This is a genomic window from Sporosarcina soli, from assembly GCF_042655805.1.
Taxonomy (GTDB): domain Bacteria; phylum Bacillota; class Bacilli; order Bacillales_A; family Planococcaceae; genus Sporosarcina; species Sporosarcina soli.
In genome coordinates, this window is record NZ_JBHSNO010000016.1 from 404,636 (window position 1) to 430,688 (window position 26,053).

A 26,053-nucleotide genomic window follows, 5' to 3' on the forward strand; every position below is an offset into this window, starting at 1 on the left:
TCCATATATCATTATTCTCTCTCCAAAAGTTCAATAAAAGCTCCCGGACAAGATTCATTTTTTATTTCATGCTCATACCTTGAATTTGGGGGTGGAATAATTGAATGAACACGATAATGATTCAAATCAAATTAACGACAATTTGGGATGTAGAATCATGGCTCTAGGTTCTATGGTCACTAGAATCGGTGATGCTGTTTCATCTATCGCCTCTACTATTAACTTTGATGAAACCACCGACATAAATAATCAGCAATATTTTGAAGAGCTAGAGCAGAAGCTTCAAATTCTGTTCAATGAAATTTACGAAATTACGGATGAAATATTAGAACAAATATCCTAGGCATTTCATTTCGTACTAAGTATCCTCTATCCTTCATAAACTATAGAAAAAATAGAGGTGTCTCTAAATGGAACACGTACAGAATCTTTGCCATCAATATGCTCACATTGTTAACGGAAAGCCTAAAATAGAACAAGGCATTTGCACCGTGGAAATAGGTCGCAATCTTCACGTGACAATCCAAGGCCGCGAAAGTAAAAGTGCGCTTCCAGCCGGAATGACATTTGAATCACTGGATTCTCAAGGAAATGCACTAAATCTTGCAGAAGTAGTAGTTCTGCAAGAAGAATTACCCAATTTTGTTTATGCTCTCGCAATAAACGGTTTAATCGTAAGCGCAATTCATAATCATTGGATCTTCACTAACCCAACAATTCTATATGTTCATATCCAATCTGTTGAGCCTCCACTTTCTTTCGCTAGAAAATTTGCAGAAGCTTTTAGTGTATTGAGGCATTAACATAAAAAGTACTACATGACTTTACTCTTTCCCAATTTCTAATTATTCTAAAATCGTCGATAATCACGAAATGACTGTGATTGAGCCTGCTGATTGAATAAAATTGGCGGGCTTTTTGCGATTTATATTTCGAGCTGTGAAGTTTCACTCCCTTGATATTATAATTTCAATCTTCACTCAATTATCATTAGTATCAGTTGAAGCACCCAAAACGATTCTAACGTCTCCCCGCTGAATTCTCTCCTTTTCCTCTTTCCGTTTTTCAAAATAGCTTTTGTTCGGCTGTTCTTCGATTCGTTGGTTCCCACGCTTTTTTTTGTACGATATTTCTGCCCGGATGAAGACGATGTTTAAATAAACAGCAATTATCACGAGCAGCACCAAAGTTATTTTCATCATCGTTAACCGAGAGAGGAATTTTTCCATATCCCACGCTGAATGTACAAGACTTGATAATAACATGGACGCGAATAGGGTAATTGAGAACGACATTAACCTATCCAGTCTCTTATTTTTCCGTTGTTGAAGACGTTTGACGATGAAATAGATGGCAATAGTCGTCAGCCCCAAAAACAGGACGATCTTTGCAGATGGGATATAGACAGCATTGTACATGGCTGTAGCGCCCAATGCTGCTGTTAGAAAACTAATCGCCACGATTAAAACTTGCAATTGAATCAACCCTTTCTGCTTCGGGCACTTGACACTTCCATATTCAACACGAAAACGAGTTCATCGGCTAAGAACTTCCGCATGGTCCGATACATCCTGCGCTGCTGTTTTTCACCAAGATGTGCGGCAATTTCTTTATTAAGCCCAATTTCATGGGCGGTCAATTTTGTCATTTCCAAAATCTCCTGAATGATTTGATTATTGGTTTGTATGGTATTTTCCCCTTTCATGATTTAGTTGCTATAAATACAAAACGTGTTTCAAAGGACAGGTTATAAATAGAAGGAAAATTAAATTGCCGACAGGTAATCGATAAGATCCCCGGAATCAATTTCAAGGTAATCGATGTGACGAATCTCTCCTAATAACTGTTCATGTGTGTGCCGGGTCATTGGAGTGGTGATTACAAGCACTTTTCGACCATCCAATTCATACATTTCTTTGCGATATTGCCGGATATTATATATTTTGACCAAATCGGTGTCGAGCAGATTAATGAGATACTTTTCTTCCCCTTCGTGCCGGACGATTCGCTCCAAGCCATCGTATTTTTTCTTTCTGGTATCTTTAAAATCCGTTTTGAAGGACAGATCGTAGATTTCGTAGTCTTCGAGAAACTTCATGACGTTACTTTCATCCTCGAAATGTCGCAAATAGTACTTGGCGAATGTGTAAGGGAATACTTTTAGACTTTGACATTGGACGATCACAGATACATTGGTTGATAGATGCTCAACGATTTTCATGTAACTTGCTGCGCTCTTGGCGAAGAGAATGTAGTTTGGATTGCTAACGTCCATCAGTTCCTTGGATACTTTCATGAGATTCTTCATCCCCACGCCATGTAGGAACGTGTAGAAGAGGTATTCTGTGCCCCGTGGACTTTTCAGCATTCCCTGTACGTTTGCACCACGGTTCAGTTCAAATTTCTCCTTTACGCTCCTGCTATCCTTCATTTCCCATCCGTATGTTTCCAAATCAATCATGACGTCATTTGTCGATAAGAGGAACGGCAAGTGACGAATGTTTACTCGTAACTGATCCGCTCGCCGTTCAACAGGCACCCCCTGCTCTCGCAAGCAGGAAATGCCGATTTCACTGATTCGGTGATAGGAGCCTTGTCTTTTCTGATTCACTAGGTAACCGCTGATTGGATGCGTGCTTATCAATCTGGAATTACGCAAGATTCGTAGTTTTTTGTACGTGTACCACCGTGACAGTTCGTAGCGTCGCATGATCTGCTCCGTACTCAATGCACGGTATTCGTAGAGTCCTTTTAGTATCGCAACATCAAGAGGTTGCAGAACCTTCACAACCTGTTTTTTATTGGCCCGCGACATGCATTCATCTCCCTTCGTTTATTCGTGGAGGCTGTTTATTTTCGGTCACTTCTACACGGTGTTACGAATTGCCTCAACTAAACCTCCTCAATTTGTACAATTCGGCTATTTTTCAATAAAGCCATTCTATCCCTGTGATTCACTCCGAAATGACGGGTACAATATTACTTCCCTATTGGGTACAATATTAAGATTTAAAAAGAATTCTTATATTGCACCCGAAAATCGCGTTATTTTGCTGGGTCCAACACATGAAGTCAGCAAATACAGTCAGTCCCAAAATTCCTTAGAAGAATCCTCCGATAATTGGTCATTTCTATCTTCATACTTCCTATCATTTTCAACATCTCTTTGCTCGATTTCAGCTTTGTATTTATTCAATATCTTTTCCTTGATAGTGACTTCGGGTATACATGCCAAGTGAAAATGTTGCCTCTGTAGAACCGTGATAAACTCTGCAAAATGCTCCTGTGACACGACATATACCTGCACGTGATTTCCCCGTGGATCGAGAAAGCCTATATCAACGTTCCATACGCGCCACCAGCTATCATCCCCAATCAGTCCAGTATGCCGTATTGCATCTTGGATAAGCTTCCTATTCCGATTATCCAAATCACGAATGATTTTATTCTCATAATGCTGAGCGATGATAATTACAGACCGGTCGAACTGGATATCCACATTAGAGAAATCATACGCATCAAGGGTTGCTCGAAAATAATAGTGTCTGATCATTCCGAGATAATCTCTGTCTGCTTCCTTATATAGAGGCAATGCTCCTTCATAAGAGAATTGAAAAACTGGGTACCCATCAACAATCATTGGCTTTACCTTTGCCATAGGGAATACCGATGTTCGTTTAATCGCCTCCTCGTTTTCTCCAATGCCGTTGATACGTGACATCAAGTAAACTTTCATCTCCTCGATATTCTTCAGTTGCTTAAAAAGTAAAGTCTTTTCTGAATCCATAAACTTCATTCCTTTCTCATTTCAGGGACGTTGTTTCCCCATACAAACCACTCCTACAACAACAATCTAAATACCTAACGTCGGACGTTAATATGATTTCAGAATTGCAATGAGCCCAATGTCAGACGTTAGGAAACACAAACCTATTAATATCAACGAATGAAGCTATATATTACGTCCGACACCCATTTTGCATCACGTCTGACGCTCCTGACTAGAAACACTGTTGTATCAATACTTTCACAGGACATTTTCGTCGGACAAGTCATTTTTCATGTTTTACTAATCAACTACCGGCTGATACTCAGTGATATACGGCATGGGATCTTCTCTAACACCCGCACGAATTATCTCGAAATGCAAATGGTTCCCGGTCGAAGTTCCAGTCGAACCACATGTACCGATTACGTCCCCTTGCGATACCGTATTATTGATACTTACCTTTACGGAATTCATATGAGCGTAAAGCGTAGTCACCTCACCATGATTGATCATTACATGCAGTCCGTAACCATTTGACCAACCGTTACCTGAAGCAAAAATGACATTTCCACTTTGAGCTGCAAGTATAGGGTCTCCATTTGTACACGCAAGATCCACTCCGGTATGCAATCTTAAATCCCCGTAAACAGGGTGAATTCGATAGCCGAATGGACTGGTAATTCGAATTCCTGACATTAAAGGTATCATCCAATCTCCAACAACGTGTGCTTCACAGTTCATCGTCAAACCACCGAATTGAGCAACAAATTTTGTTACAGCAGGCACCCAATGTTTATTCAATCCAGTTGGATCATTATCAGCTCCAATGGGTGCGTATGCGCTACCTAAATCGGAAATCGTAATCAAACCATCTTTTATAATTCGATTATGCAACGTCTTCCCCATTGCCTCTATTCCCTCTTCGATGGTTGCAAAAGAAAATAAAAATCGGCTACCGGTTGCAGGGTCCATTAAACCACCCGGATTATTTTTTAACATGACAGCAGCTGAAGTCCCCGAACCCGTTTCATGAAATGCGACAGCAGCCATCAATACTGGATCAATACCATATTTGTCAGCAACCTCAATAAAAACAGATCCTTTGCCTGTAAATTTCCCTGCATTAATGAATTGTGAAGAGAACAATTCCTCACTGATTTCACCAGCAGGTCGACAAACAGCACCTCCTGCAAAATTCCATCTCCCATCATCCTCTTCAGTAAAGATTATGAATACAGCAAAGAAGAGGAAAAGGGCGAGTATGGAAAACAGAAGAAGCAGACCAGGGCTGGCTAAAACCGGTACAATCCATAGCAACTTTTTCATAGGCTCCCAACGAACTCCTTCCCCTAAAGAGGTTTTGTTCGTCCCCTCCCCTCTATCTTTTTTGGTCATAATTTAAATAGTAATCCGTGACTTGAAATTGGCCATTGCTATCCTTTTCGAACATCATGCTGTAAACATCCGTATCCGTTCTGGTCTGACCATTGTTATCCACCACGTCACTTACAACAACACCATCCCATGAAATAGCAATCAAAGTCGGCGCAGCAGGCTCTTTGATTTCCACTGAAAGAACTTTTCGGGAAACGATATCTTCAACGTCTTTCATTCCTTCAATCTTTTCGGCTTTGCTTTTCCTAAGGTAATCAATATGACTTTGCACCAATACTCCTTCGACCGTATCCAAATAATCAGTAGGATTCTCTCTGTCGAACTCATGGAACTTAGTGACGAAGTCTTTAGCGAGTGCGTTGGTCTCTTTCAAATACTTTTGCGAAAACATGTCAATTTGCCTTGGGTTCTTTGGAGCGTCATCCGGTACCTTCAAATAGTTCTTGGTAGGATCTTCAGTGGTATCAGCATCGCTTTTTAATTGATTAGAGACCGTTTCATCTTCTAGATCATCCCGTCCCTCTTTTTCATCCTTTGGGGTATATTGCCAAACGGCATCTTTTTCATTGGTCGATGATTGTTCAACTGCTAGTTCTTCCGTTTTTTTCTCCTTTGCTTTGTCAACGATCCCTACAATGAAACCCAATATTAAAAGCGTGACAGAGAGACCTATCACGCTCATCATCAATATCCGTTTTGTTTGTTCACTCACTAAAAATATCAACTCCTTCTTAAATTTACAGACTGACAGAGATAAGTTCTATTTTGGAATTTCATCAAAGGATTTAAGATTATTTCCTTTCAATAGGGCTTTGCGTTCCTTCTCCAATTCGATGGCATTTCTCTCATTTTCGATATTACTAACGAATGTGTTTGCAAATCCGGTTTTCCATTCACCCTGCTCTGCTTTTTCGACGACTATATCGAAATGGCGCTTCATTTCACTTTGACTAAGGTTATCAATACCATGAGATTTCAACGTATCCAATGTTTGATTTATCATTTCTGGAGGTAAACCTTTATTCGCAAGTTCGTTCGTGATCATCGTTTTATTCATGTGAAGTTCATATTCCACTTCACCGTAAACATCCCGTTTTTCCTTCTGCAATTGGATGGACTTTCTTTCATCGAATATGCCTTTCGCAAATGATTCTGCATATCCTTCTGACAGATTGCCTTGCCCTTTTAATTTATGATGCTGTGTATGCAATTCCTTACTGCTTACATCTTGCAGTCCATGTCTATCCAAGGCGTTCATTGTTGCATCCACCATTTCAGGTGACATTCCCGTATCAGACAAAACAGCTTTTGTTTGTTTCCGCTGTTGCGCTCTACCAGGAAACAATAAATCTTTCTCCAATTCGACCGCTTTGTTCTTTCTGTTATTCGAAACACCTTTCGCAAATGATTCAGCAAAATTGCCTTCCAGGTCACCTTGACCACTAATCTGCTCGAATTGTTCGGTTAGTTCATCATCCGACAAATGATTGATGCCAGCCTTCTCGAATGCTTCCATCGTTTCTTTCTTCATCTCGGGTGTAAGATTTTTATCATCCAAGAATTTATCAAGTTTACTTTTATCCAGACCGGATAAATTAGTTGCTTTATCAGATTGTGACATTTTACTTAAATGGGCAAGATGCTGAGCCTTCACTGCTGAACCAGCAATATCACTGATACCACCCTCACCAGTTGCTACCCTACCAATTGAACCTCCTATTGCTGCACCTGTCATTGCACCAGCTGGACCGCCAGCAAGACCACCGGCAACTGCACCACCAACTGTAGCAACATTTTGCATTCCCTTTTTAAATGGAGCATTAAATGTTCCTGAACTTTCCCTAAGTTCTCTAATGGCATTTGATCCTGAAGAAAAGATATCCTTGATTCTCTTCCTTAGGATAAAGATTGTTCCAAACAATAGCAGGTTGAAGGTTGCAGCACCTACAAAACTATAGAAGGGATTAGACCCTCCAGTAATTGATTTGAAATCTCCGGCATAAATGATGTCCGAAATTACAAATACGATTAAAGCTATGAAGGATACGAATATTTTCAAGGCCAAAGGGATACCCAATTCAATGAAATATCGTTTCATAACATTAAACTGACCCGGAATAGCTGCGATTAGCAAAGCAAATGGAGCAAGCGCAGCTATGACCATGAACCAAAACTGAAATAGTATCAAACAGAGTGACAATAGATAAATAGGGAAGGATACAATCCCATTAATCATCATGTAGAAATAGGAGAATGCTAAACGGCTATTTACTGCTGAATATTTCATCATGTTATTGTCGTAAGTTATTTGGGAAGCTTCTTCTTCAATTACCTTTGTTAATCTACTCTCACCTATCGGCTCCTTTAATATATTTTTGACACGCCTAACTCCCCTTTCCCTATCTCCATCTCCAAGAACCTCAACATCGTGAGTTCCATATTGCATATATAAATATGGTCTATCAACAAACATTCCCCATATACTATCCTTCATTTTCATTCTTGGATCTTCTATATGCGATTCCGAACCACTTGAGTGACTCGGTAAACTCACAACAAAACCACTAAGGTCAGTCGTAATCTTGTTCGCACCTGTTAAAAGCGCAGTGTAGTTCGCAAACATAAGAATTGCAATTGTGAACGCAATTATTGTTTGGAACACAGAAGAAAACGATTCGAAGAACGCTCGTTTAACAATGAATATATATAACGCATATACCCCTGCTAAAACCGCAATCAGTTTTACCAGATTCCCGAAAAGTCCGTTTCCGATACTAAATGTCCCTCCAGATATACCAGTGATATTTGACATAAGTGATTCTAATTCAATAATGATTTTCTCGGTGAAATCTGCAGTATACGCCAAGTCATACATGACCAACATGGTATAGGTTAAAAACATGTTAATATCAAGAACGATGTTATTGACTAGATTGACCATTTCACTTAATTTGTTTCCTACATTTTCCTTAACATCAGCCCAACCAAAAAGCTTGTCATAGGTATCAGCCCAAAACTTTTTCCCTTCATCATAGGATTCAACGTCTTTATCCGAGACTGCATCTAAATGATAATAAGACTTTCCACCCTCTTTGAACTCTCCATACTGATCTGTGATAATATCCATTATGTCAGTCTTCTTACTAGGTTTTTCATTACTTTCCGCATTACCTGAACTGATAAATCCTGTTCCTGTAAAAAGAAGTAACATCATGATTAGAAAAAATAACTTTTGATATTTAACCCCCATAATCCTACAACCCATAAAAAAATAACCCGATGCAAATGCATGGGTTACTAACTGGGTTACTTACCTCCTTCCATATTTAGTTTTATAAAGACTCATTCTTTATCAGGCAATTCATGTAACACCATTCCTTTTTCGGAATTACTGTCATCTAAAGCTTCCGGCCTTATATCAAAATAAGACCTTACTTTCCATACTCCCTCTTCGTTTTGTTGTAGCACTATCCAGTCATTAACTAGAACATTCCTGTCATTATATCTTGAATATCTGTACACGATTTCTTCCTTATTTTCTGCATAAAGATTATCGTATCTTCTTAACTCATATACATCATTAAGTTCAGCAAATCCATCTGGAAGCCTATGGATATCTAATAAATCGCCAACTTTATCCGTTAACTCTTCTGTTCCTTTCGAAGACATATATTTCAAAACCTCGGGATAGTTTTGTTCAATCTTCACAACCATGAAATCATGTGCAATTGCATCAGTCTCTTCAAATACATCCACATAACTCTTCAATTTTTCATCAGCTTTTTCATTTGCATCTGCTTCATTTTCAGAAGTACATGCTGCCATTAAAACAGTCATGGCTAGTAGAAGTAAGAATCCCCATATACTTTTTTTAGACAAATCACCACTCCCTTTCAATGTTTTTTATGTTATCACACTACTCTTACTTTTTCACGTTCTCGTTCTGCTTCAGACGATGTTGAAGAATCGAAAGCATCCAATAACTCAACGAATACAGGATTGATTTTTACGACAGCAGAACGGCCATAAATATCTTGGAACAGTGCTTCTCCACGATCCAATGTTTTTAGGATTTTAATGTTTGCATTTGTCTTAGGTAGGTTAAGATAGTCCAGCATCTCTTCCGCTTCACTCGTTTTACGTAATCCGAAACTGAATTTCATCCCCATGTTTGCAACATCGTTTCCATGGTCAGAGGCGTTCTGGGAACCCTTCATCAGCGTTGTATTATAGAAACGGCCCATACGAACAATGAAATCCATCAGTTCAACACCTATAGGGCTTCGCTCGATGGCACTTGCTTCATCTTGTAAGATAAATTTATGTGTCCCCCTATCGCCTTTGAACATGTATTGCTTTGTCCAAGCTGTGATAGAAATCATGATTGCTTCGGAAATCTTATGGATCGTTCTATCCTTCTTCTTCTCCTTTGATGAAGGCAGATTTAGGTTCTGAATCATAAGTACCTGAATTGGTTTATCATGCTCTAGCACTTTGAAATTTTGGCCAACCTCACCAAACAGCAACATGGACAACTGGTTTCGTTTCAAAGTCTCTAAAGTACCTCTCAACCTTTCCAGTGTTTCATAGCGTTTATCGGACATACCCTCAGGACGATTCTCGTACAAGTCGTGGAGATAGATTAAAACACGCCCGATGCAAGGGTCTTCCTTATTAGATACTTCCTCCACTGCTTCGCTCAAAATATTGTAGGCATCTTCATTCAGGGTGATATTTGCTAGATACGAAAGAATATCCATTGTTATATCTTTGGCTTCCTCAATGCTCGTACTCGTTCTAAATGGGTCGAGTGATCCCGCATCGTCAGGATCAGAGCCAAGTGTCCATACTTCAATAAACTCTTTCGGTATGAACGGAAGCCCCTTATCCCATCCTGTTCGGTCTCCTTTAGGATCAATAATCAAGCCCTTTGAACCGGTTAGCGTCGAAAGATAAATGAACAAGTTCATGAAGAAAGACTTTCCTCGTCCAGTCATTCCAGCTACAAGGACTGATATTGAATCCACAACGTTTCCTAATCCATCAAATGCCTTAGCGGCTAAGTCGGGCTGGATAAAAACCGGTTTTGAAAACTGTGAAGTATGACCGATATAAAATCCTCGATTATCACCGATATTCGTTGTAGCCCCAAACATCATACCTGCCAATACACCGGGTGCCACTTCCATCTTATAATCATCATGATATTTTTTCGAGCCTGGAATTGATTCCAATAAAAAGTGAAGCTGTTCACCGTAAGGAGCAACTATTTTCAAACCGAACTTGGATAATTCGTTCCGTAATAAGCCTACTCTAGTTTTCAATTGCTCTTCCGATTCAGCGGTCACTTTAAAGATAAATGAACAGGCAAAACCGGGAAACCCTGTTTGTTTGAAATAGTTTTCCATCTGTATGGTCCCGTTTTGGGAGACATCCACGCTCATGTCAACGTCTTGCCCCCCTTTTTCAGCCTCCTTTCGTTGGTCCCTGAATTCTAGTTTAGCATTCGTCAATTTCTTCTTAATGATTTCGTTTGGTTGGTTCTCTGCACGTATTGAAACGGTCAATGGGAACGGCATTCTTAATTGGATTCGATAGAGCCATTCGCTTCCGGGATGATGTTGTACATCGTCTATATACTCAATGGACAGGTATTGGCAGTAAAGATTTTCGATGTCATTAGTATCTGTGATTCGACTTAATAGCAATGTCTTGGGACCGATTTCTTTAATATTCGTATTCTGCAAATCAAAGAAATCCTTTTTATTATTGCGTATCGCTTTATGCTTATTCCCCTGCTTATCGACACCTTCAACTGCGGTTCCGATTCCATATGATGTACGAAGCTGAACATCCGTGTTGTTATTTCGCGTGCTGAACGTTTTCTCAATAATGAATACCAATTCTTCCGTCGTGACTTTTTGGATACGTGAGCCAAAAGAATTGGCAACTGTGGACTCAATGGAAACCGCTTGGCTTTGGAATGCGTTGACCTGACTTTGTAAGATATCATCGGGATACAATCCGACTGCTTGATAAAGTGGTGAACTGAAACCTTCAAAGAATTTCTTAACGGACGTTAAAGCATTAATTCCGGCATTACCGGAAACGTATCTATTTTTCTCGGGGTCCAATTGGATTCCGATATAATGATGATATTCACTGGATTCATTCAATTCCCTTTCATTTTCAAGTGCTTTTTTGGCTTGCTCTATAAATTGAATCCCATTCTCTTTCAGGGGATATCTTTTCAACTTCATTTCTTCGATTGTAGAGTTCAAAATCCCTTTTATATTAGTTGGGTTAGGGACAACAAGATAATGCAGGTCAAGTCCAACATTTGTTAAGAACGACATTTGCTGTTGAAAAGGTAAAATCTTTTCATCATCATCCAAAAAGTCATAGTTGAACCCATCAATTTTGTAATACGCCCAAACAGTTCCGTCATGCGAGAAGATAATGTTATTTTCGATATGCTTAACAGGAAACTCGATTTTCACGTTTACCACTTCCTCTACTATTTGATATAGATAAAAAGAAGCTGTGAAAATTTAACAGCTTCTTTCTTCTATTACATTATTGATTTCCATCCTCTAAAGGGTTAGGGGCATCTAAACCAGAATTTTCTTCGGGTTCAGCAGGTTCTACCGAGTCAACTACTTCTGCTGGTAATTCAGGTTCAAAAGGTGTCCCAGCTTCAACAGGTTCCTTAGGGACAATTGGTTCAGTTGGAACTTCTGGTTCAATCGTTTCTTGTGAAATTTCAGGATTCATTCCTCTCTCTGATTCCGTCGGACTTTCAGGTTCTACAAGCTCCGATGGAATTTCCGATTCCGATTGATCAGTTGGAGTCGTTGGTTCTTCAGGTGTAACTACATCATCCGAGTTGGATGGCTCTATCGGATTCTCTCCCATTGGATATTCTGGTATTGATGGTTCAGTGGGATTTTCCGGTTCAACGGATTCTTCATCCGGTGCTACTGTATTCTCCGGATTCGAAGGATTTCCATCCTTTTCATCTTCAATGGGTTCGACCGATTCGGTTGGTATATCGGGTGTAACGGGATCGCTTGATTCTATTGATGTCTCGGGATAATTCAGTTCAACTGGTACCGGGATACTGGATTCATCCGAGATAACCGGGACTAGATTCGCTGGCGTTTCTTGGTTTATAGATTCTACGTGCTCGGTTGGCCCCGGGGTTCCTTGATCAATAGATTCAGATAGTTGGTCATGTTGACTAGGTTTGCCCGGCACAATCGGTAAAATCGGTTCGCTAGGCTTTGCAATTGCTACTATATCTTCGAAGAATACTGGCTTTTTCGGTTCATCAACCTGTATAGGTGCCTCTGCCAATTTGTCAATTTCAGCTAGTTCAAGTGGAACCGGTTCTATAGCTGCTACATCATTCTCCTTTACCACTTTTTTCTTTTCAGTAGCTACCGTAACAAACGATTCATTTAATTCTTTGAATTCGTCTTCTTCTTCAAAAAATGCGTGGTTTTTCACCTGGTATTTTTCGGCGTTTGCAATAGCATTTTCTAAATCTGAATAGTCGTCTTTTTCATCAAAAAGATTCTGAATTGGTACCTTGATTTCGATGGCAGTTGTAATTAGGTAATCAAGTTCATCTTCAAATTTTAGCGGAATTACTTTTGTTTGCAGGGTTTCAGTTTCTTCAATATTATTGGATTTCACTTCTTCACCGGTCTGCTCATTAGCTTTATCTTTAAGTAGATTGTAACTTGTGTACCCAATGCCCCCCGCTAAAACAGCTGACAGGGCAATTGCCCCGACCACTGTTGCTTTTTTCTTCATGTCTTTATTTTCATTAGTCAAGTAAATTCCTCCTTCAATTTTTTACGCTTTTCCACTAGATTCATCATCTACTTTTTCATCCTTTGTCGTAGGGTGCTTTTCTTCAGCTTTTGTTTTGATATAAGAACGGAGCGCATTATCATTCATCCCGTCTGCGAAATCAAGGGCTTCTTCTATTTGATCCAATGCTAAATAGGCATCCGCAATGAGGCGCGCTCTTCTTTCATCTATCTCCATTCTTTCAGCAGATTGATATTCGATAATTTTTTTATATTCCTTATCTAAAACAGCAACTTCAAAGGCAATCAATTCAGAATCTGTTTCTAATATCTTCAATTGTTCGTTCTCGTTCTTGGCAAGTAAGAACTTAACGATGGAGTTATCGAATTCTGGTGCATGATCTAATGCTTTTTGAGCATTGTCGGACATTAGATAAGTGAACAGCACAGCATGACGATCAGATTTTTCAAGCGTGTCGAAATCCAGATTATCGAAATGTTCAACAGCAACGGAATACTTCTGAATAGACGCGGCTCGCAATCCTGCAACTAGATTTTTCTCAAGGGTAATCACATGATTTTTGTCGTCTTCCATTTGTCCATTTATGACTGTCATGGCATCGTTAGCAATGGCATTTGCCTTTCCAAATTCAAAGTTATTCATCACATGGAGAATCGCAAAAACCAGAAAAATGCTCAAGGCGCTTGTTAAAAGAATAATCAAACCTATAGTTGCAACCGGCTTTTGATTCAGTTGATTTTTGAACGGATTCGATTGTTTTTGCAATGGTTTCTCCTGTTTGGTTTCTTCCGACTTCGGAATTGTTTCATCATTCACTTCCATCCCCACCCCTCTTTCATCGTTCTCTGGCCCTTTCCTGGTAGCAATACGGGCAAGGTACTCCATAACTTTTTCATGCTCTTTTTCAATTTCCGAATACGCATCAGCAGAATAATTATTTTTCACCAGCGGTCTATTATAGGTGTAATAGTTATGAAATTGATATTCCCTTTCTCTTTCCACTTCTCGCCCCCTAAAAAGGGAGCTATCTTTCAACCTCCTCGCTTGATACAAAATAAAAGAACGAAAGAAGTGTACAGGCGATCTTCCTTCCGTTCCAACATCCGCAAGCAGCCAAGCAAGTCCAATCGGAATAATAATCAAAACCCCAACTGGTATCCAATTGATAAGTTGACCAATGCCTGGTGTAAAATATAGTGTGGCCTCCACTATGGCAATTGCAAAGAAATACATAACCGCTTTCAATCGCAAAGGCCTACCCAATTCCAATCCAAAGACTTGGTAGAGTTGCCTCTCAAAACGAATGAAGTTGTTGAGCACATACAAAGGTATCCTGTTTATGATTTTCACCCCCAAGCCTAAACTTCCAAAGGAATCGCAAGGAGATGAATATATCCCCCCTTGCAGTAAGAGAAAATGTGTATTGTTAGTTGCCCAGATTTAATTTTTCAGCAAAGAACTCAGAAATGTTAATCAGTATATCAGGATTCACAATGAAGATTCCGATAAATGCAAGACCGATGATCACCCCTATCATCGCAATCCACGCTCTTTTGAATGCCGTCACAATCAATGCGATAAAAAGAACAATGAACAATGCCCATTTGATTTCCTCTGATAACCATGTAAACAAACCTTCCAAACTCATTCGATTCACCTCCCTTCGCAATAAAAAAAACACTGACATGAATGTCTGCATCCCGAAATCAACCTTATTTAACTGAATCATTTTGCTCTATTTCTTTATTCAAGGGTTTCTGGTCGTCACTAACGTCTTGTTGAGCGCTCCCTTCCTTCTGTTTATTTTTCAACTCATCAATGTACTTTTTATTATTGATGTGCAAAACTGTGTATCGTTTATCCTGCTCCAGCAACACCAGAACGTAACTTGATGCAAATTCGATTCCTGTTTCAGGGTCAGCCAAGACGACTTCAGTTTGAACGACATTTTCGTTTATGCTTTTCCCTTCGAAGATTTCAGTGTTCTTCAACCGAACAAAGTCCATCGTCTTACTGAGACCACTCTGGTGTATCGGATCGGTAACAATATAAGTTAACTTGTCTTTTGGATCGTTAGCATAGGCCTCAAAAAAAGTCTCAAGGAACGCATTTATATTTTGGTTGCTAACACTAGTTGCAGTTTTCAAACCATTTGTTTCCGAATCAATGCTTTTTCTTGCTTCTTGTTCATCCACATATGAAAAACTAGGCAAATCATATACAATGAATCGATTTTCAACTTCATCGTAGTAGACAGGTACTGAAATATACTTTGCCGTCTTCACCTTTTTAGGTTTGGGTGCAACTTCGCTCTCCGCCTTTTTTTCAAGAACGGTATTTTCAAATATCACCCTTGCCCTAAATGTGATCCGAGACTTTTCATCTTCTAAATCTTCGACATCCATAAGAACAATGTTTTCACGTGTGGTCATTGAGTTCCACTTTTTGCTATCAATCAAGATTTTCTCACTTAATTTTTCCGGAAGATAAGTTCCAAGTCTCCCTATTCGCTCACTACGTTTTTCATTCTCGATATCCCAGTTGAAATAAGTGACAACAAAACTCTTTGCAAATTCAATGCCTTCGGGAGATGTGGCTTTGTTCTTTCCTGCCATTGAATCGTCCGTAACGCTCGAAATCCCATCAGAAGAAAATACGTTAACAAAAACAATTAACAGCATAAATAAAAAAAGCATCCAGAAAGTCATTGCGCCAAATCTCTTCGCCCGATACCCTTTCGGTCTGCTTTTCTTTTCACGAATCTTTATTTCTTTTTTTCTTTTTTCATTTTCGGATGACTTTTTGAAAATCTCAATTGCCCTTTTCATTAGACCATCCTTTTGAATACCAGAACTTTTTAATCTCTTCCCCAAGACTAGTTACCTCCTTTTCATGTATTTCTCACCATGTCACGTCAAAATTTCTTCGAGCTTCCCACCATGATAAAAATCGCGACAATCAATACTAATGTGGTTATCGTTCCATATTTAACGAGAGACGATTCATAGAGATTAACGACATGCATTTTCAGTTCTTCCCATAAAGGAATCAACGTAGGAAACTGTTCTAGCAATAAACTGCCGATAACGACGATGAGGAAGACCATCAGGATTGTCCCGATAATGAGTTTAAACATTCTTTCACCTCCTCTCGCAGGTCGACTGTCACCATACCTTACGATGAATAGGTCGATTCATGCTTTTGATCACCATAGATGCAAACACAACCACACCTATAAAGTGAACAAGGCGTCTAAACTTTGATGTAAGTTTTTTTAATGTAGCCAAGCGCTTTTTCGGGCTGACAAATGCGGGCTTGCATCTGAAAGGACCTTCTTTTTCAAAAATATCTACTGCATCCTCGTCTGTTTTCGCTCTCCCTTCTTTCTTATAGGATATCAACTGTTCCAAAACATCTTTTGAACGATACATTGGAATCATCGACGAATTATTCTTCAATGCACGCTCAATCGTTTCAATATTTTCGTAAAGAGCCATTTTATTTTGCTCATAGAAAGCTGCTTCTCCCAGAATGCCTTTTCTTGATTTACGAAAGCATTTGACGACTGTGTTGTACATCCTAATGAATGAAACAATGACCCCCGTGTAGATGACAGTGTAAAGCAGGAACACGGGTAAATAGATAAAAATAAAGGGGTCAATACCATTGCGAACATAATTCACGAGAATCATGAAAATAGGCATCCAGATGAATGATCTTTTCACCAACTTGCAGATGGCTGGTTTGCTTACTGCCCTATCACAATTCAACTTTTCTTGGAAATTCTCAAGTTCTCTTAACTCGGCTTCGAACATTTCTTTTATCACGACCGTCTTATATGTCTGTTCCAGATCCATACGCATTCTTTTTCACCTCCTTCATATTAGTCACATTAAGGTAAAGTTCTGAATCGGGCCTTAAGCCCATCCAGCTTAATATAAGGCATATCTACGCAGTAGTAGTCTCCCCCTCGATGTTCAATTCTAGAAGATACATAATAACCACCGTCCTTCATGTCCGGGTCTTCACGCCATACATCAACTGAGGAACCACTTGTTAATTCCTGTCCACATAGTTCATAGCGATCCCTTTCATTCTTTTGCAAGTACCCCTCCATCAATACCTTTCTGCTTAGATCAACTATGGAAGAATAAGCATCTTCCAGCCCTTTCATGGCTTGAAATAGTGTATGATATTTTTGGATTTCATCAGCAGTTAAAATATAGACATTGATATTTTCCATCAGTTTTTGTGCGTCTGATAAAAGACGTTTTATTTTATATTCAGCATCAAGATAAGAGTTAATTGTGTCTTCTAATATTTTCATCTGTACACTCTCCTGTCCTTATTTGGGATAGTATTGAAATAAACTCTCTGAATTCGATTACTGATTTCATCCCCAGCGCCTCCCTTATCCTCTTCTTCGGGACCCCTTCTTTAAGCAACGTCATAATTTCATGTGTGGTGATATCCTGTCTTTTCTCAAGGATCGCTTCAATATTCGTATCTATTTTCCATAGCTCGTCGCCTACGATACGCATTTCTTTGTAATTGGGACAACCACCGCATAGCGATTCAACCATCTCCCTATCATTTGAGCGATCACCCATCATCACCAATTCTTTAAACATGCAGGAATCACATACCCTCAGCGTTGCACATACTTTCAAGAATTTCTGCTTCTTACGGTTACGTAGCTCTTCCTTTGTACTAAGCATTTCTTCACCTCCAGAGTTGATTAAAATTCAACACCAAAAGACGACAGCATCGCACTGGCGCTATCGTCTATCGCTTGTTCAGTTATTGTCGATTCGCCATCTGACTTGCTTATTTGTTGACCCCCTCTCATAGCAAGACTGCTATCAATTCTTTCTAGCAGCTCCCGATGCTGCTTCTCTAGATTGTCTTTCAACAATTTCAATTCGGTCAGCAAACGTTGATTATCCTGATTCACTTTTTGACCATCCGATATTGTTCGAGCAGCAAATCGGAGCATTTGACGAATCGTTTCACTTCGCCTGCTATCCGGTACTTTTGCAAGTAGGCTATAGATTTCCTCATCTTCCTCTTTCAAACGAAAACTATAACGCTTTTCCCAATTTACCTTCATATTACATCACTGATTTCCGACGTTTTAATTGGTCGAATACTGATTTCCCCAATCTCAAATACCCGATTGCATTTGCAAATTGGCTTTCTGTAATCTTCAATAGACGATTATCAAAGTGGGGCTGGATATAAGGCTCGAAGAGTTCACCACCTCCACCAGCCAAAAAAATTGAATCAAACAAATCGGATTCTTCAGCCCAGACGTTTTTCAAACGATCAACAATATTTGTTGCAATTGACCTCTTACTTGATTGGATAATGTGGCTGAAATCAATCTGGTTGCCTTTGTACGTTAACTTTCCATCTTTTAAAATCCTCGATATATAATGCTCACTCAGATCTGCTCCACCGGTTTGTGTTTTATAGGCTTGTCTGATATCCCTATACAGATTGTTCACACCGTCATCCACTGTACCCGATAACTTCGCCTTCGGAATGAATGAACCGTTCTCCTGAATTTCAACGACGACAAAGTCGGTGGTTCTGAATCCGATGTCAATTAATCCAATTAGTGATCCCTGGCTCATGAATTGTGGATACGTATATTTCCCGTCGTGATTGATCAAGGCTGAAAAGATCGCTGAAGCACCTTGCGGAAATACTAAAGCACGTTCGATATTCACCTGTCTAGCACCATCCACTACCGGACCAGACTTCCATTCTATTTGGGACTGGACACCTGTAATGGAGGATTGAAAATTCTTTGCTTGAGCCTGATAGAAGTCCAGGGGCAGACCGGTGGACAGATTCACCGAACCACCTCTGCCCTCAGTTACAAGCTGAATGGCCGTATTCAGTAAGATATGTGTATAAACATGATTGAACCTCTCGCGTTCAAAAATACGGGATAATGAGCGTGATTCATTTGCGAGCTCACCAATGAAATATTCTTCGTTCAAAATGGATATATGCATATTAGACAAATCATTCGGTGTATCCCCGAGGATGTTTGTAATCCCCCTGTCATACCCCTTCCCGACCAGTGATGGGAAGATGATCCTCTTTCCCGATGAAGAAATTGCTTTGACGAATCCATAGCCTAAATCCACTGCTACGTTTAACAAAATCATTACCTCCCTTGCTTTACTGCGCTCTTGAATTGTTATACCTTTCTGAGTTATTTAAGAGCTACTAAAAGATAAAAGTTAATTACTGTTTCCTTGTTTATCGAACCCATACTCCAACACCTTTTGGGTAAATCATTGTGATTTCGCCTTCACGATAAAGCCGATTAGCTTCTTCAAGCATAAGACTAACATCCTCTCTTTTCTTCCTTACCTTCCACACCTTTCCGTTGTTCAGCTGAATTACATCGCCATTTTTTATTTCTCCCGGTTCACGATTCATCAAGAGCCAGTTCAATCGTTTCTTTTCCATTCTTATCATTTCTGCTGTAGCATCTTTTTCGATATGTTCAAATCCGTAAAGATTGTTAAATGAGCAAGGTTTACCATCCGGAGTTAACTCAATCGATTCTATTTGAATGACCTTTCTTTCGTTATCTTTATTCAGAATGACCCAATCTCCAACTGTATTTGTATGTTCAAAATCCACTTTGAAACCCACAGTTAATGCTTGATAAAGTGTTTCAAATGACATTGACTTTAAATCACCATTCAAAATCTGGCGATTCTTATGCGAGTGAGCAAAATCGTAGAGCAACTTCGATTTATTGTTATAATATTTACTTTCATTAGTATTAATTGCCTGTTTAATCGCCTGCGCCTGTTTCGGTTTAATAAATACTTCTCGAGTCATTTTAGACCTCTCCTTTTTATTAGCTCCATTTCTAAACTGAAAAGTCAACAGATGTTTTGTGATAATAGTCTGACCAACAAACAGCATTAGTAAGATCCTAGCCATCCTATCTGTTAAAACGTATGAATTTTCCAGCTCTCCCTTAAAACAATCTTCACCCTTAATTGATACATTTATATTTACTAAGTCATTCGGTGTTTCTCCAAAGATATTCATGATTCCCTTGTCAAATCCTTCCTAAATCAATGATGAAAAGATGACTCGCTTCCCCGATGAAGTCTACTGTAAAATCAGTGGCCTCCTTTGTTTCGCTTAATGTGTCAACTGCCAAATACCTCCATGTTTATCGAATGTCTAGCTTGTTCATACTTCTTCTACACCAAATGGTGACTGTGCGTAAGGCTACTGTTTGTTATTCAGTAGCCTTATTGCTTTTAAATTACGTATTAACATTTCACTTGGTGGTCAAACTGCAACACAAAGTTACCAAAGTGTATCCATTTCCGATTCGTGGAACCATTCAAAACCTTGATTTAATAAGTCATGAATTAAATTCTTTGTCAATACAATTTCTTCAGTCCAATCAGCTGCCCGAGACCTAGCTGGCAGTCTCACGGACGATTGATTCCCTTTGGGGAATTCATGTAAAGTTATCACCTGTAACAAATGATTCGCGTTGTCAATTTTACGTAAAAAGAATGGACAACCTAGGAACTTTCCAATACGGTTCCGTTCCCATGTAATTTTATGTTCAGGAACTTTCAAACTTAAATAGAACTTTCTAAGGTCTCCATTTTTTAATTTTGTCCCGCACACAATACAAAAAACAGCCTCGTCTTCATGTTTAAATCGTTGACAGTTCGGACAACTTTTACTGTATTCTTTCATTTTAGCACCTCATTTACTTCACATTTTTTGTCTAATATGCTTCAACCTCGAACTAAAAAATCAACAAATATTTTATTAGAATAGCCCAACTGATATACAGAATAAGTACACTCCTGGTAATACAATCAATCAACATGAACATCCCTGAAGGAATTGAAATTCCTACAGATCGATTCGACGGATAGAACAACTTTACTTTACCTGTCAACATATCTCCCGCAATATGGGCAAGTATTCCTGCACACACTGACAAAGCCGCCCACCATCCTGTAAACGGATATATTAAAATCCCTGCCAATAATGAAAACAGCATGGAATGCGTAAATGTACGATGACCGAATACAAAATGTATTGGAATGGATATGAAGAAAAACAACCTCCCGAACTTTGATTTTGGTTCATCAAGATCTGGTATAACCCCAGCAATTCCACCAATGACCGCACCTCTCCAATCACCACCTGTCACTGTATAGCCCATTACCATTCCCGATAAAGCATGAGTGGACCATTCCATCAGCCGACCATTAATTCTGAGTTATTGTTTATTTTCGCCTTAACAATACGTATCATTTAAAATTTCCTCCTTTCATTTAACACGGTAATAACATGGGCTGGATAATTGAACTGCTGAAATGAATCAGCTGGTCAGCCATCTATTTTTTCAGCCCAGGTTTTTTCCTGCGATTAAAAATCTAAATGGAGTTAATCTGAACTTCCATTATTCACCTTCCAATCTGATCACTATTACAGGATCATCTGGCCCCTAATAAACGAAAAACTGATTGAGCGATGAATGCGCGACACTTGTATATTAGAGAGTGAGATAGGGCACCATTGCGAAAATCCCCTTTAACCCTATAACAACAACGTTTGTGGTCATTTTGGGGTGTGGGGATTTTTCAACACTAGTGTCGATATTCTTCTACACCCCCATTTCACACTTATCCCTTTAATATCAAAATTGGGCTGTAGAAATTTTTCGACACCCCTTGAAAGAAATTCAACAACTCTTATAAATCAACAATAAAGGGTGTTAAATTTTCTCCACACCCGGCTACTCCTTCATCTTTTTTAATTCAATGTAACTTTTTCTAGTGAACAGCCTCCCAAATTCTTCCCCATTCCTAATCCAAAGCTTCCACATAAGGAGGACTTTTTTTCGTTCTAATTTATCGAATTCTATGACCAATTTAGATAAGGTAGCATTGATTCTGTTTCGGTCACCGGCATAGATAATTTCTGGATTCATGAATATGGGTCTGCGTGTAACGCTACGCTTATGTTCCTTTATCTCTTGCGAATCAACTATTTCAAGTAGTATTCCTTTTTCCAGGAGACTTTGTATAGTCGAACTGATACCCGTGCGATCACGTTTAAGATATTTTGCAATATCTGATACAGTCATGAACTGACCTGTTTCTGTATCAGTAATGCCATTTGAATGTAACTGGACCAATGGCATTAAAGAAAAAAGAAACCCCAGTTCTGCATTCGTCAGGTATTCTTTCCTGATAAGCACATCGAGGTTCTGTTGGATTGCTTGAACAAATAATGCCTTATTTTTGTCTTTCAGCTTGTAAAGGGCATACCCCTGTTCATTTGCTTTCTGTTCTTCTTTTGCAACGCTTGCTAGATCCACTACATTTTCATTATCACGGATTCTGGCACGCTTCTCAGCAGCTTCCAATGCATTTTCCATGTCCATTACTATATCACCCCCTTCCACTGCCTACACTTCCACTTTTGAACCTATTGCTATAGGCTGTATAAGTAGTGATACGCTTCGCCAATCTACTGTTTCTCGTGGTCAATTTATTATTTGAAATAGCAATCTCCATCGCCTTTTGCGTTCCAATCAATACGATTTTCTCTTTTGCCCTTGTCATACCTGTATACATCAGATTGCGAGCGAGCATTACATAATGGCTTGTAGTAGCAGGAATAATTACGATGGGAGCTTCGCTACCCTGCGACTTGTGAATGGTGATTGCATAACCGAGCTCCAATTCCTTGGTGTCTGTTTTCTCATACGTCACAGACAAACCAGAAAAATCACATGACATAATATCGACAGATTCGTTAGCCTGATTTATTTCTTTAGAAATCCTGGTAATAACCCCGATATCACCATTGAAAACACCTTTTGATTGATTGTTCTTGATCTGAATGACCTTATCCCCCTGACGGAAAAGTCTCTTCCCAATATTCCATTCACTTTTTGTAAGATTAGCCGGATTCAGGGCTTCTCGTAACTGCTCATTCAAAGCAAGCGTACCGGCAGGTCCCTTTTTCATCGGGCTCAAAATCAAAATATCGGATAGGGAATAGCCCAAATCTTGAAAGCGTAAAGTACTTCTGACAATTAGATTTGCAATGCGCTTCGGGTCATCTTGATGAATAAAATAAAAATCACTTTTATCTTTATCGATAAGAAGTGATTTCCCTTGATTGACTCTATGGGCATTACTAATTATCTGGCTTTCTTCAGCTTGTCTAAAAACTTCGGTCAGGCTAACTGTCGGAAGACCTGCTTTGATCATATCGCTAAGTACATTTCCTGGACTGACAGAAGGCAATTGATCAATATCACCAACGAATAGAATCTTTGTTTCCCGCTCAAGAGCATCCATCAGTAAACTAGCCAATTGAACATCCACCATCGACATTTCATCAACCACCAAGAAATCACAAGGAAGTTTCTCTTGCCAATTATAAGTAGGAACATCCCCGTGTTGATAACCAATCAACCGATGAATTGTGGATGCTTCATAACCAGCCACTACCGATAATTGACGACTTGCCTTTCCTGTCGGTGCAGCTAATCGAACAATTTTTTCGGGATATACTTCTTTATACATATCGAGCATTGCACGAATAACGGTCGTCTTTCCTGTTCCCGGACCGCCAGTGAGTATCAGCATCTGCTCCTCGAACAAGCGCTTAACCGCTTCACGTGGCTTCTCAGCCAAGATGATTCCCTGTTTCTTCTGATACTTCACAACCTGTTTATCGAGTGAAGGCAATGCTTCGCCATCCCGAGAACCCCTCATTTCTGAAAGTTTCCGAGCTACTCTGTCTTCATATGTGAATAAAAACCTTGGGTAAACACAATTGTCTTCGATAACGATTTGTTTCTCTTCTAATCGATAAATACTTTGTGCCAATTCATCCATTGAGACTTTATCTGCATCGATAGTGTTATGGTTCAATGCACGTTCTGCATCTGCCAGTAACTCGTCCTCCATAACATAGCAATGACCGGAGCTGAAACAGTTCTCTTTCAAGACATAGTTCACACAAGCGTCGATGCGAAATCCAGACAAAGGGGATATGCCCATCTTGCGAGCAATTTCATCAGCTTTCAAAAAGCCAATCAGATTCAATTCAGTAAGCTTGTATGGATTTTCGAAGACAATGGCTACGGTATTGGACTCATATTCTTTATAAAGTCGCATAGCCGTACTTGCAGTTCTCCCAAAGACAAGCAATTTCCCAATAATCTTCTGTACCTCAAATATAGACCGGACACTTTCAACAATTGCATTGGCCCGTTTCTTCCCTATCCCCTTGATCCCCTCTAAACTTTGCACACCCTGTTGAGATATTATGGCCAAAGCCTCCTCACCCAACTGTTCAGCGATGAGGCCAGCTTGCTTCGCCCCGCAACCTTTTACAAGGGGCGAAGCAAGGAATGCAATAATTTGTTCCTTCGTTTGCGGTATCGGCCTTTCCCATGACAGCACCGCAAACTGTTTCCCGAACTCCGGGTGATTTTCCCATTCTCCCCGAACCCTTACTTCTTCTCCTTTATCGACTCCATATATGCTGCCTTTTATTGTAAGTTCTTCTCTATCCGTCTGCAATTTTGCGATTAGATAGTCCTCGTTTCTGTAAAGAACCCTTGAGACTTTCCCGACAAAGGTATTCATTCCAGACTCACCACCTTGTCACGTGGACACAATATAGCGTTTAACCGCTTCAGAAAATCACGAGTACTCGGAGTAGGCAATGGGTATTGTAATTCAATTTCGGGAAAAAGGTTCAAGAAAAGAGCATTTGGCACAACAACTGTTTGACGTTTTTTCATGACAAACGCCTTACATCTTTCAACCATTCTCTTGAGAGGATTAGATGAATTCACACTGTTTTTTATCTCTTCTATAGAATTAACAATTGGTGTATCAAGGGTATCAAGCTGTTCGAGCAATTCTTTTTCTTCAGGTGTTCCTACTACATCATTTGCTGCATGAAGGAGTTCATTCTTTGCTACTGTAACTTCTTCATTCATTAGAAGTTCCTCAAATTGCATTTCTACTTCTGGTGTGACATCTACCTGCTGGAAAAACACTTCGACTTCTTCTTGCGGAATGTTATATTTGCTAGGAATACCAGTTACCTTTGGCACTGACTTCACTAAGTGCCAAAGGTTATCCGGGAAATAATGAAAATTCATATTTAGTTCGATTAAAATATATCCACTCAACACACTACTAATTTTTTTCGTTTCCTTTCTCGCTCCTCTTAATTCTTTCGCAAGATTTAGAATACTCTCCTTATAGCTGTCTAGCAATGCAAGAGAATTGACGTCTTTGTATACTTTCAGATTGTCATAAGCAGTGCGCAGGTTATTCAAACCAGCTTGAATTCTTTTTACATACAAGTGATCTGTAATGTCTCCCGTGTTCAAAGCAGACAAATCGATAGACGTATTATCCTCACGAATGATTTCTGTAAATGTTTCCATAGCATAAATTGCTTTAACCATTAAATCACCGGATCTAAGCAAAACATTTTTCAACATTTCTTTCGCTTCAATTTCTGCGCCTGTTCGAACCTGAATTACAAAGAAAGCCATCTCTTCCCATCCCTTCAAAAAAGATTTAATTTCAAGTTATATATTTTCCAACTCTGTCTTACCATTGCAGTTTCACTAAAATGAAAACTACGACCCAAAGACTCGATGAAAGTTCTTGTCTAGAAAAACAGCCATTTTTGAGGCTTGAAACGACCAAGTCTGTCCTTTTCCTTTTGGGTAATACACAAACCCACCATTTTGGCTGTCTAGCTCATTTTTGAACTTCTGTTGGAAAAGAATATTCTCTTTAAGCCATTCACTTTTCTTGCCAGTCCTGCTTTCCAAATCTTTCATACTCCAATAGAGACCTACCAATTCACGGCTTCTCAATTCCTCCAGCTCAACTTTTCTGATTAGCACGGAATCCTCAGGAATTGGGATGGTAAGATTAACAGATAATTGCTGTTCCAACTTTCTCCCCTCCTCCATTGTTCTAATAA

General features: G+C 39.4%; 28 protein-coding genes. 2 read left to right on the plus strand and 26 right to left on the minus strand.

The window, feature by feature from the left end; all coding sequences use genetic code 11:
• Nucleotides 1-100: 100 nt before the first annotated feature.
• A complete protein-coding gene (locus ACFPRA_RS22625; RefSeq protein ID WP_381439784.1) occupies nucleotides 101-343 on the plus strand; it encodes a hypothetical protein in 243 nt (80 codons plus the stop codon).
• Between the two features lie 67 nt (nucleotides 344-410).
• On the plus strand, nucleotides 411-803 hold the full coding sequence (locus tag ACFPRA_RS22630; RefSeq protein ID WP_381439787.1) for a DUF1259 domain-containing protein: 393 nt from the start codon (nucleotides 411-413) through the stop codon (nucleotides 801-803).
• Nucleotides 804-980: 177 nt separating this feature from the next.
• Here ACFPRA_RS22630 and ACFPRA_RS22635 read toward each other — a convergent pair whose 3' ends face one another.
• From ACFPRA_RS22635 to ACFPRA_RS22760, 26 genes are all read right to left on the minus strand, one after another.
• A complete protein-coding gene (locus ACFPRA_RS22635; RefSeq protein WP_381439789.1) occupies nucleotides 981-1,475 on the minus strand; it encodes a hypothetical protein in 495 nt (164 codons plus the stop codon).
• A 5-nt stretch (nucleotides 1,476-1,480) separates the two neighbouring features.
• Nucleotides 1,481-1,648, minus strand: coding sequence for a hypothetical protein (locus tag ACFPRA_RS22640; protein ID WP_381439791.1), 168 nt, complete (start codon nucleotides 1,646-1,648; stop codon nucleotides 1,481-1,483).
• 117 nt (nucleotides 1,649-1,765) lie between these two features.
• Nucleotides 1,766-2,815, minus strand: coding sequence for a replication-relaxation family protein (locus ACFPRA_RS22645; RefSeq protein WP_381439794.1), 1,050 nt, complete (start codon nucleotides 2,813-2,815; stop codon nucleotides 1,766-1,768).
• A 270-nt stretch (nucleotides 2,816-3,085) separates the two neighbouring features.
• On the minus strand, nucleotides 3,086-3,787 hold the full coding sequence (locus ACFPRA_RS22650; protein WP_381439796.1) for a hypothetical protein: 702 nt from the start codon (nucleotides 3,785-3,787) through the stop codon (nucleotides 3,086-3,088).
• Nucleotides 3,788-4,069: 282 nt separating this feature from the next.
• Nucleotides 4,070-5,095 (minus strand): peptidoglycan DD-metalloendopeptidase family protein, encoded by a 1,026-nt coding sequence (locus ACFPRA_RS22655; RefSeq protein WP_381439798.1) that lies wholly within the window; start codon nucleotides 5,093-5,095, stop codon nucleotides 4,070-4,072.
• Nucleotides 5,096-5,147: 52 nt separating this feature from the next.
• A complete protein-coding gene (locus ACFPRA_RS22660; protein ID WP_381439800.1) occupies nucleotides 5,148-5,876 on the minus strand; it encodes a hypothetical protein in 729 nt (242 codons plus the stop codon).
• A 48-nt stretch (nucleotides 5,877-5,924) separates the two neighbouring features.
• On the minus strand, nucleotides 5,925-8,414 hold the full coding sequence (locus ACFPRA_RS22665; protein ID WP_381439803.1) for a CD3337/EF1877 family mobilome membrane protein: 2,490 nt from the start codon (nucleotides 8,412-8,414) through the stop codon (nucleotides 5,925-5,927).
• 92 nt (nucleotides 8,415-8,506) lie between these two features.
• Nucleotides 8,507-9,043, minus strand: coding sequence for a hypothetical protein (locus tag ACFPRA_RS22670; RefSeq protein ID WP_381439805.1), 537 nt, complete (start codon nucleotides 9,041-9,043; stop codon nucleotides 8,507-8,509).
• Nucleotides 9,044-9,075: 32 nt separating this feature from the next.
• A complete protein-coding gene (locus tag ACFPRA_RS22675) occupies nucleotides 9,076-11,664 on the minus strand; it encodes an ATP-binding protein (protein ID WP_381439807.1) in 2,589 nt (862 codons plus the stop codon).
• Between the two features lie 76 nt (nucleotides 11,665-11,740).
• Nucleotides 11,741-13,003: a hypothetical protein gene (locus ACFPRA_RS22680; RefSeq protein ID WP_381439810.1), complete on the minus strand. Its 1,263-nt coding sequence runs from the start codon at nucleotides 13,001-13,003 to the stop codon at nucleotides 11,741-11,743.
• 21 nt (nucleotides 13,004-13,024) lie between these two features.
• Nucleotides 13,025-14,353: a TcpE family conjugal transfer membrane protein gene (locus tag ACFPRA_RS22685; protein WP_381440015.1), complete on the minus strand. Its 1,329-nt coding sequence runs from the start codon at nucleotides 14,351-14,353 to the stop codon at nucleotides 13,025-13,027.
• 76 nt (nucleotides 14,354-14,429) lie between these two features.
• Nucleotides 14,430-14,651 (minus strand): hypothetical protein, encoded by a 222-nt coding sequence (locus ACFPRA_RS22690; protein ID WP_381439813.1) that lies wholly within the window; start codon nucleotides 14,649-14,651, stop codon nucleotides 14,430-14,432.
• Nucleotides 14,652-14,715: 64 nt separating this feature from the next.
• On the minus strand, nucleotides 14,716-15,876 hold the full coding sequence (locus tag ACFPRA_RS22695) for a conjugal transfer protein (RefSeq protein WP_381439816.1): 1,161 nt from the start codon (nucleotides 15,874-15,876) through the stop codon (nucleotides 14,716-14,718).
• Between the two features lie 41 nt (nucleotides 15,877-15,917).
• Complete coding sequence (locus ACFPRA_RS22700) at nucleotides 15,918-16,139, minus strand: hypothetical protein (RefSeq protein ID WP_381439818.1); 222 nt, start codon at nucleotides 16,137-16,139, stop codon at nucleotides 15,918-15,920.
• A 28-nt stretch (nucleotides 16,140-16,167) separates the two neighbouring features.
• Complete coding sequence (locus tag ACFPRA_RS22705; protein ID WP_381439820.1) at nucleotides 16,168-16,866, minus strand: hypothetical protein; 699 nt, start codon at nucleotides 16,864-16,866, stop codon at nucleotides 16,168-16,170.
• A gap of 29 nt (nucleotides 16,867-16,895) precedes the next feature.
• Nucleotides 16,896-17,330 carry a DUF5348 domain-containing protein gene (locus tag ACFPRA_RS22710; protein WP_381439823.1) on the minus strand — a complete coding sequence of 145 codons (435 nt, stop codon included), beginning with the start codon at nucleotides 17,328-17,330 and terminating at the stop codon, nucleotides 16,896-16,898.
• Nucleotides 17,305-17,721: a hypothetical protein gene (locus ACFPRA_RS22715; RefSeq protein ID WP_381439825.1), complete on the minus strand. Its 417-nt coding sequence runs from the start codon at nucleotides 17,719-17,721 to the stop codon at nucleotides 17,305-17,307. Before ACFPRA_RS22715 ends, ACFPRA_RS22710 begins: the two co-directional genes overlap by 26 nt.
• Before the next feature lie 20 nt (nucleotides 17,722-17,741).
• Nucleotides 17,742-18,113: a hypothetical protein gene (locus ACFPRA_RS22720; protein WP_381439828.1), complete on the minus strand. Its 372-nt coding sequence runs from the start codon at nucleotides 18,111-18,113 to the stop codon at nucleotides 17,742-17,744.
• Nucleotide 18,114: 1 nt separating this feature from the next.
• On the minus strand, nucleotides 18,115-19,176 hold the full coding sequence (locus ACFPRA_RS22725) for a ParM/StbA family protein (RefSeq protein WP_381439830.1): 1,062 nt from the start codon (nucleotides 19,174-19,176) through the stop codon (nucleotides 18,115-18,117).
• Between the two features lie 100 nt (nucleotides 19,177-19,276).
• Nucleotides 19,277-20,086, minus strand: a complete 810-nt coding sequence (locus tag ACFPRA_RS22730; protein WP_381439832.1) for a hypothetical protein — start codon at nucleotides 20,084-20,086, stop codon at nucleotides 19,277-19,279.
• 267 nt (nucleotides 20,087-20,353) lie between these two features.
• A complete protein-coding gene (locus ACFPRA_RS22735; RefSeq protein WP_381439835.1) occupies nucleotides 20,354-20,758 on the minus strand; it encodes a hypothetical protein in 405 nt (134 codons plus the stop codon).
• 52 nt (nucleotides 20,759-20,810) lie between these two features.
• Nucleotides 20,811-21,272, minus strand: a complete 462-nt coding sequence (locus ACFPRA_RS22740) for a metal-dependent hydrolase (RefSeq protein ID WP_381439837.1) — start codon at nucleotides 21,270-21,272, stop codon at nucleotides 20,811-20,813.
• Nucleotides 21,273-21,812: 540 nt separating this feature from the next.
• Complete coding sequence (locus ACFPRA_RS22745) at nucleotides 21,813-22,484, minus strand: MarR family transcriptional regulator (protein WP_381439839.1); 672 nt, start codon at nucleotides 22,482-22,484, stop codon at nucleotides 21,813-21,815.
• On the minus strand, nucleotides 22,471-24,687 hold the full coding sequence (gene recD2, locus ACFPRA_RS22750) for an SF1B family DNA helicase RecD2 (protein WP_381439842.1): 2,217 nt from the start codon (nucleotides 24,685-24,687) through the stop codon (nucleotides 22,471-22,473). Before recD2 ends, ACFPRA_RS22745 begins: the two co-directional genes overlap by 14 nt.
• Entirely contained in the window at nucleotides 24,684-25,613 is a 930-nt protein-coding gene (locus ACFPRA_RS22755; protein WP_381439844.1) for a transcription termination/antitermination NusG family protein, read from the minus strand. The genes recD2 and ACFPRA_RS22755 overlap by 4 nt, the downstream gene beginning before the upstream one ends.
• An 87-nt stretch (nucleotides 25,614-25,700) precedes the next feature.
• Nucleotides 25,701-26,024, minus strand: a complete 324-nt coding sequence (locus ACFPRA_RS22760) for a DUF771 domain-containing protein (protein WP_381439847.1) — start codon at nucleotides 26,022-26,024, stop codon at nucleotides 25,701-25,703.
• Nucleotides 26,025-26,053 lie beyond the last annotated feature (29 nt).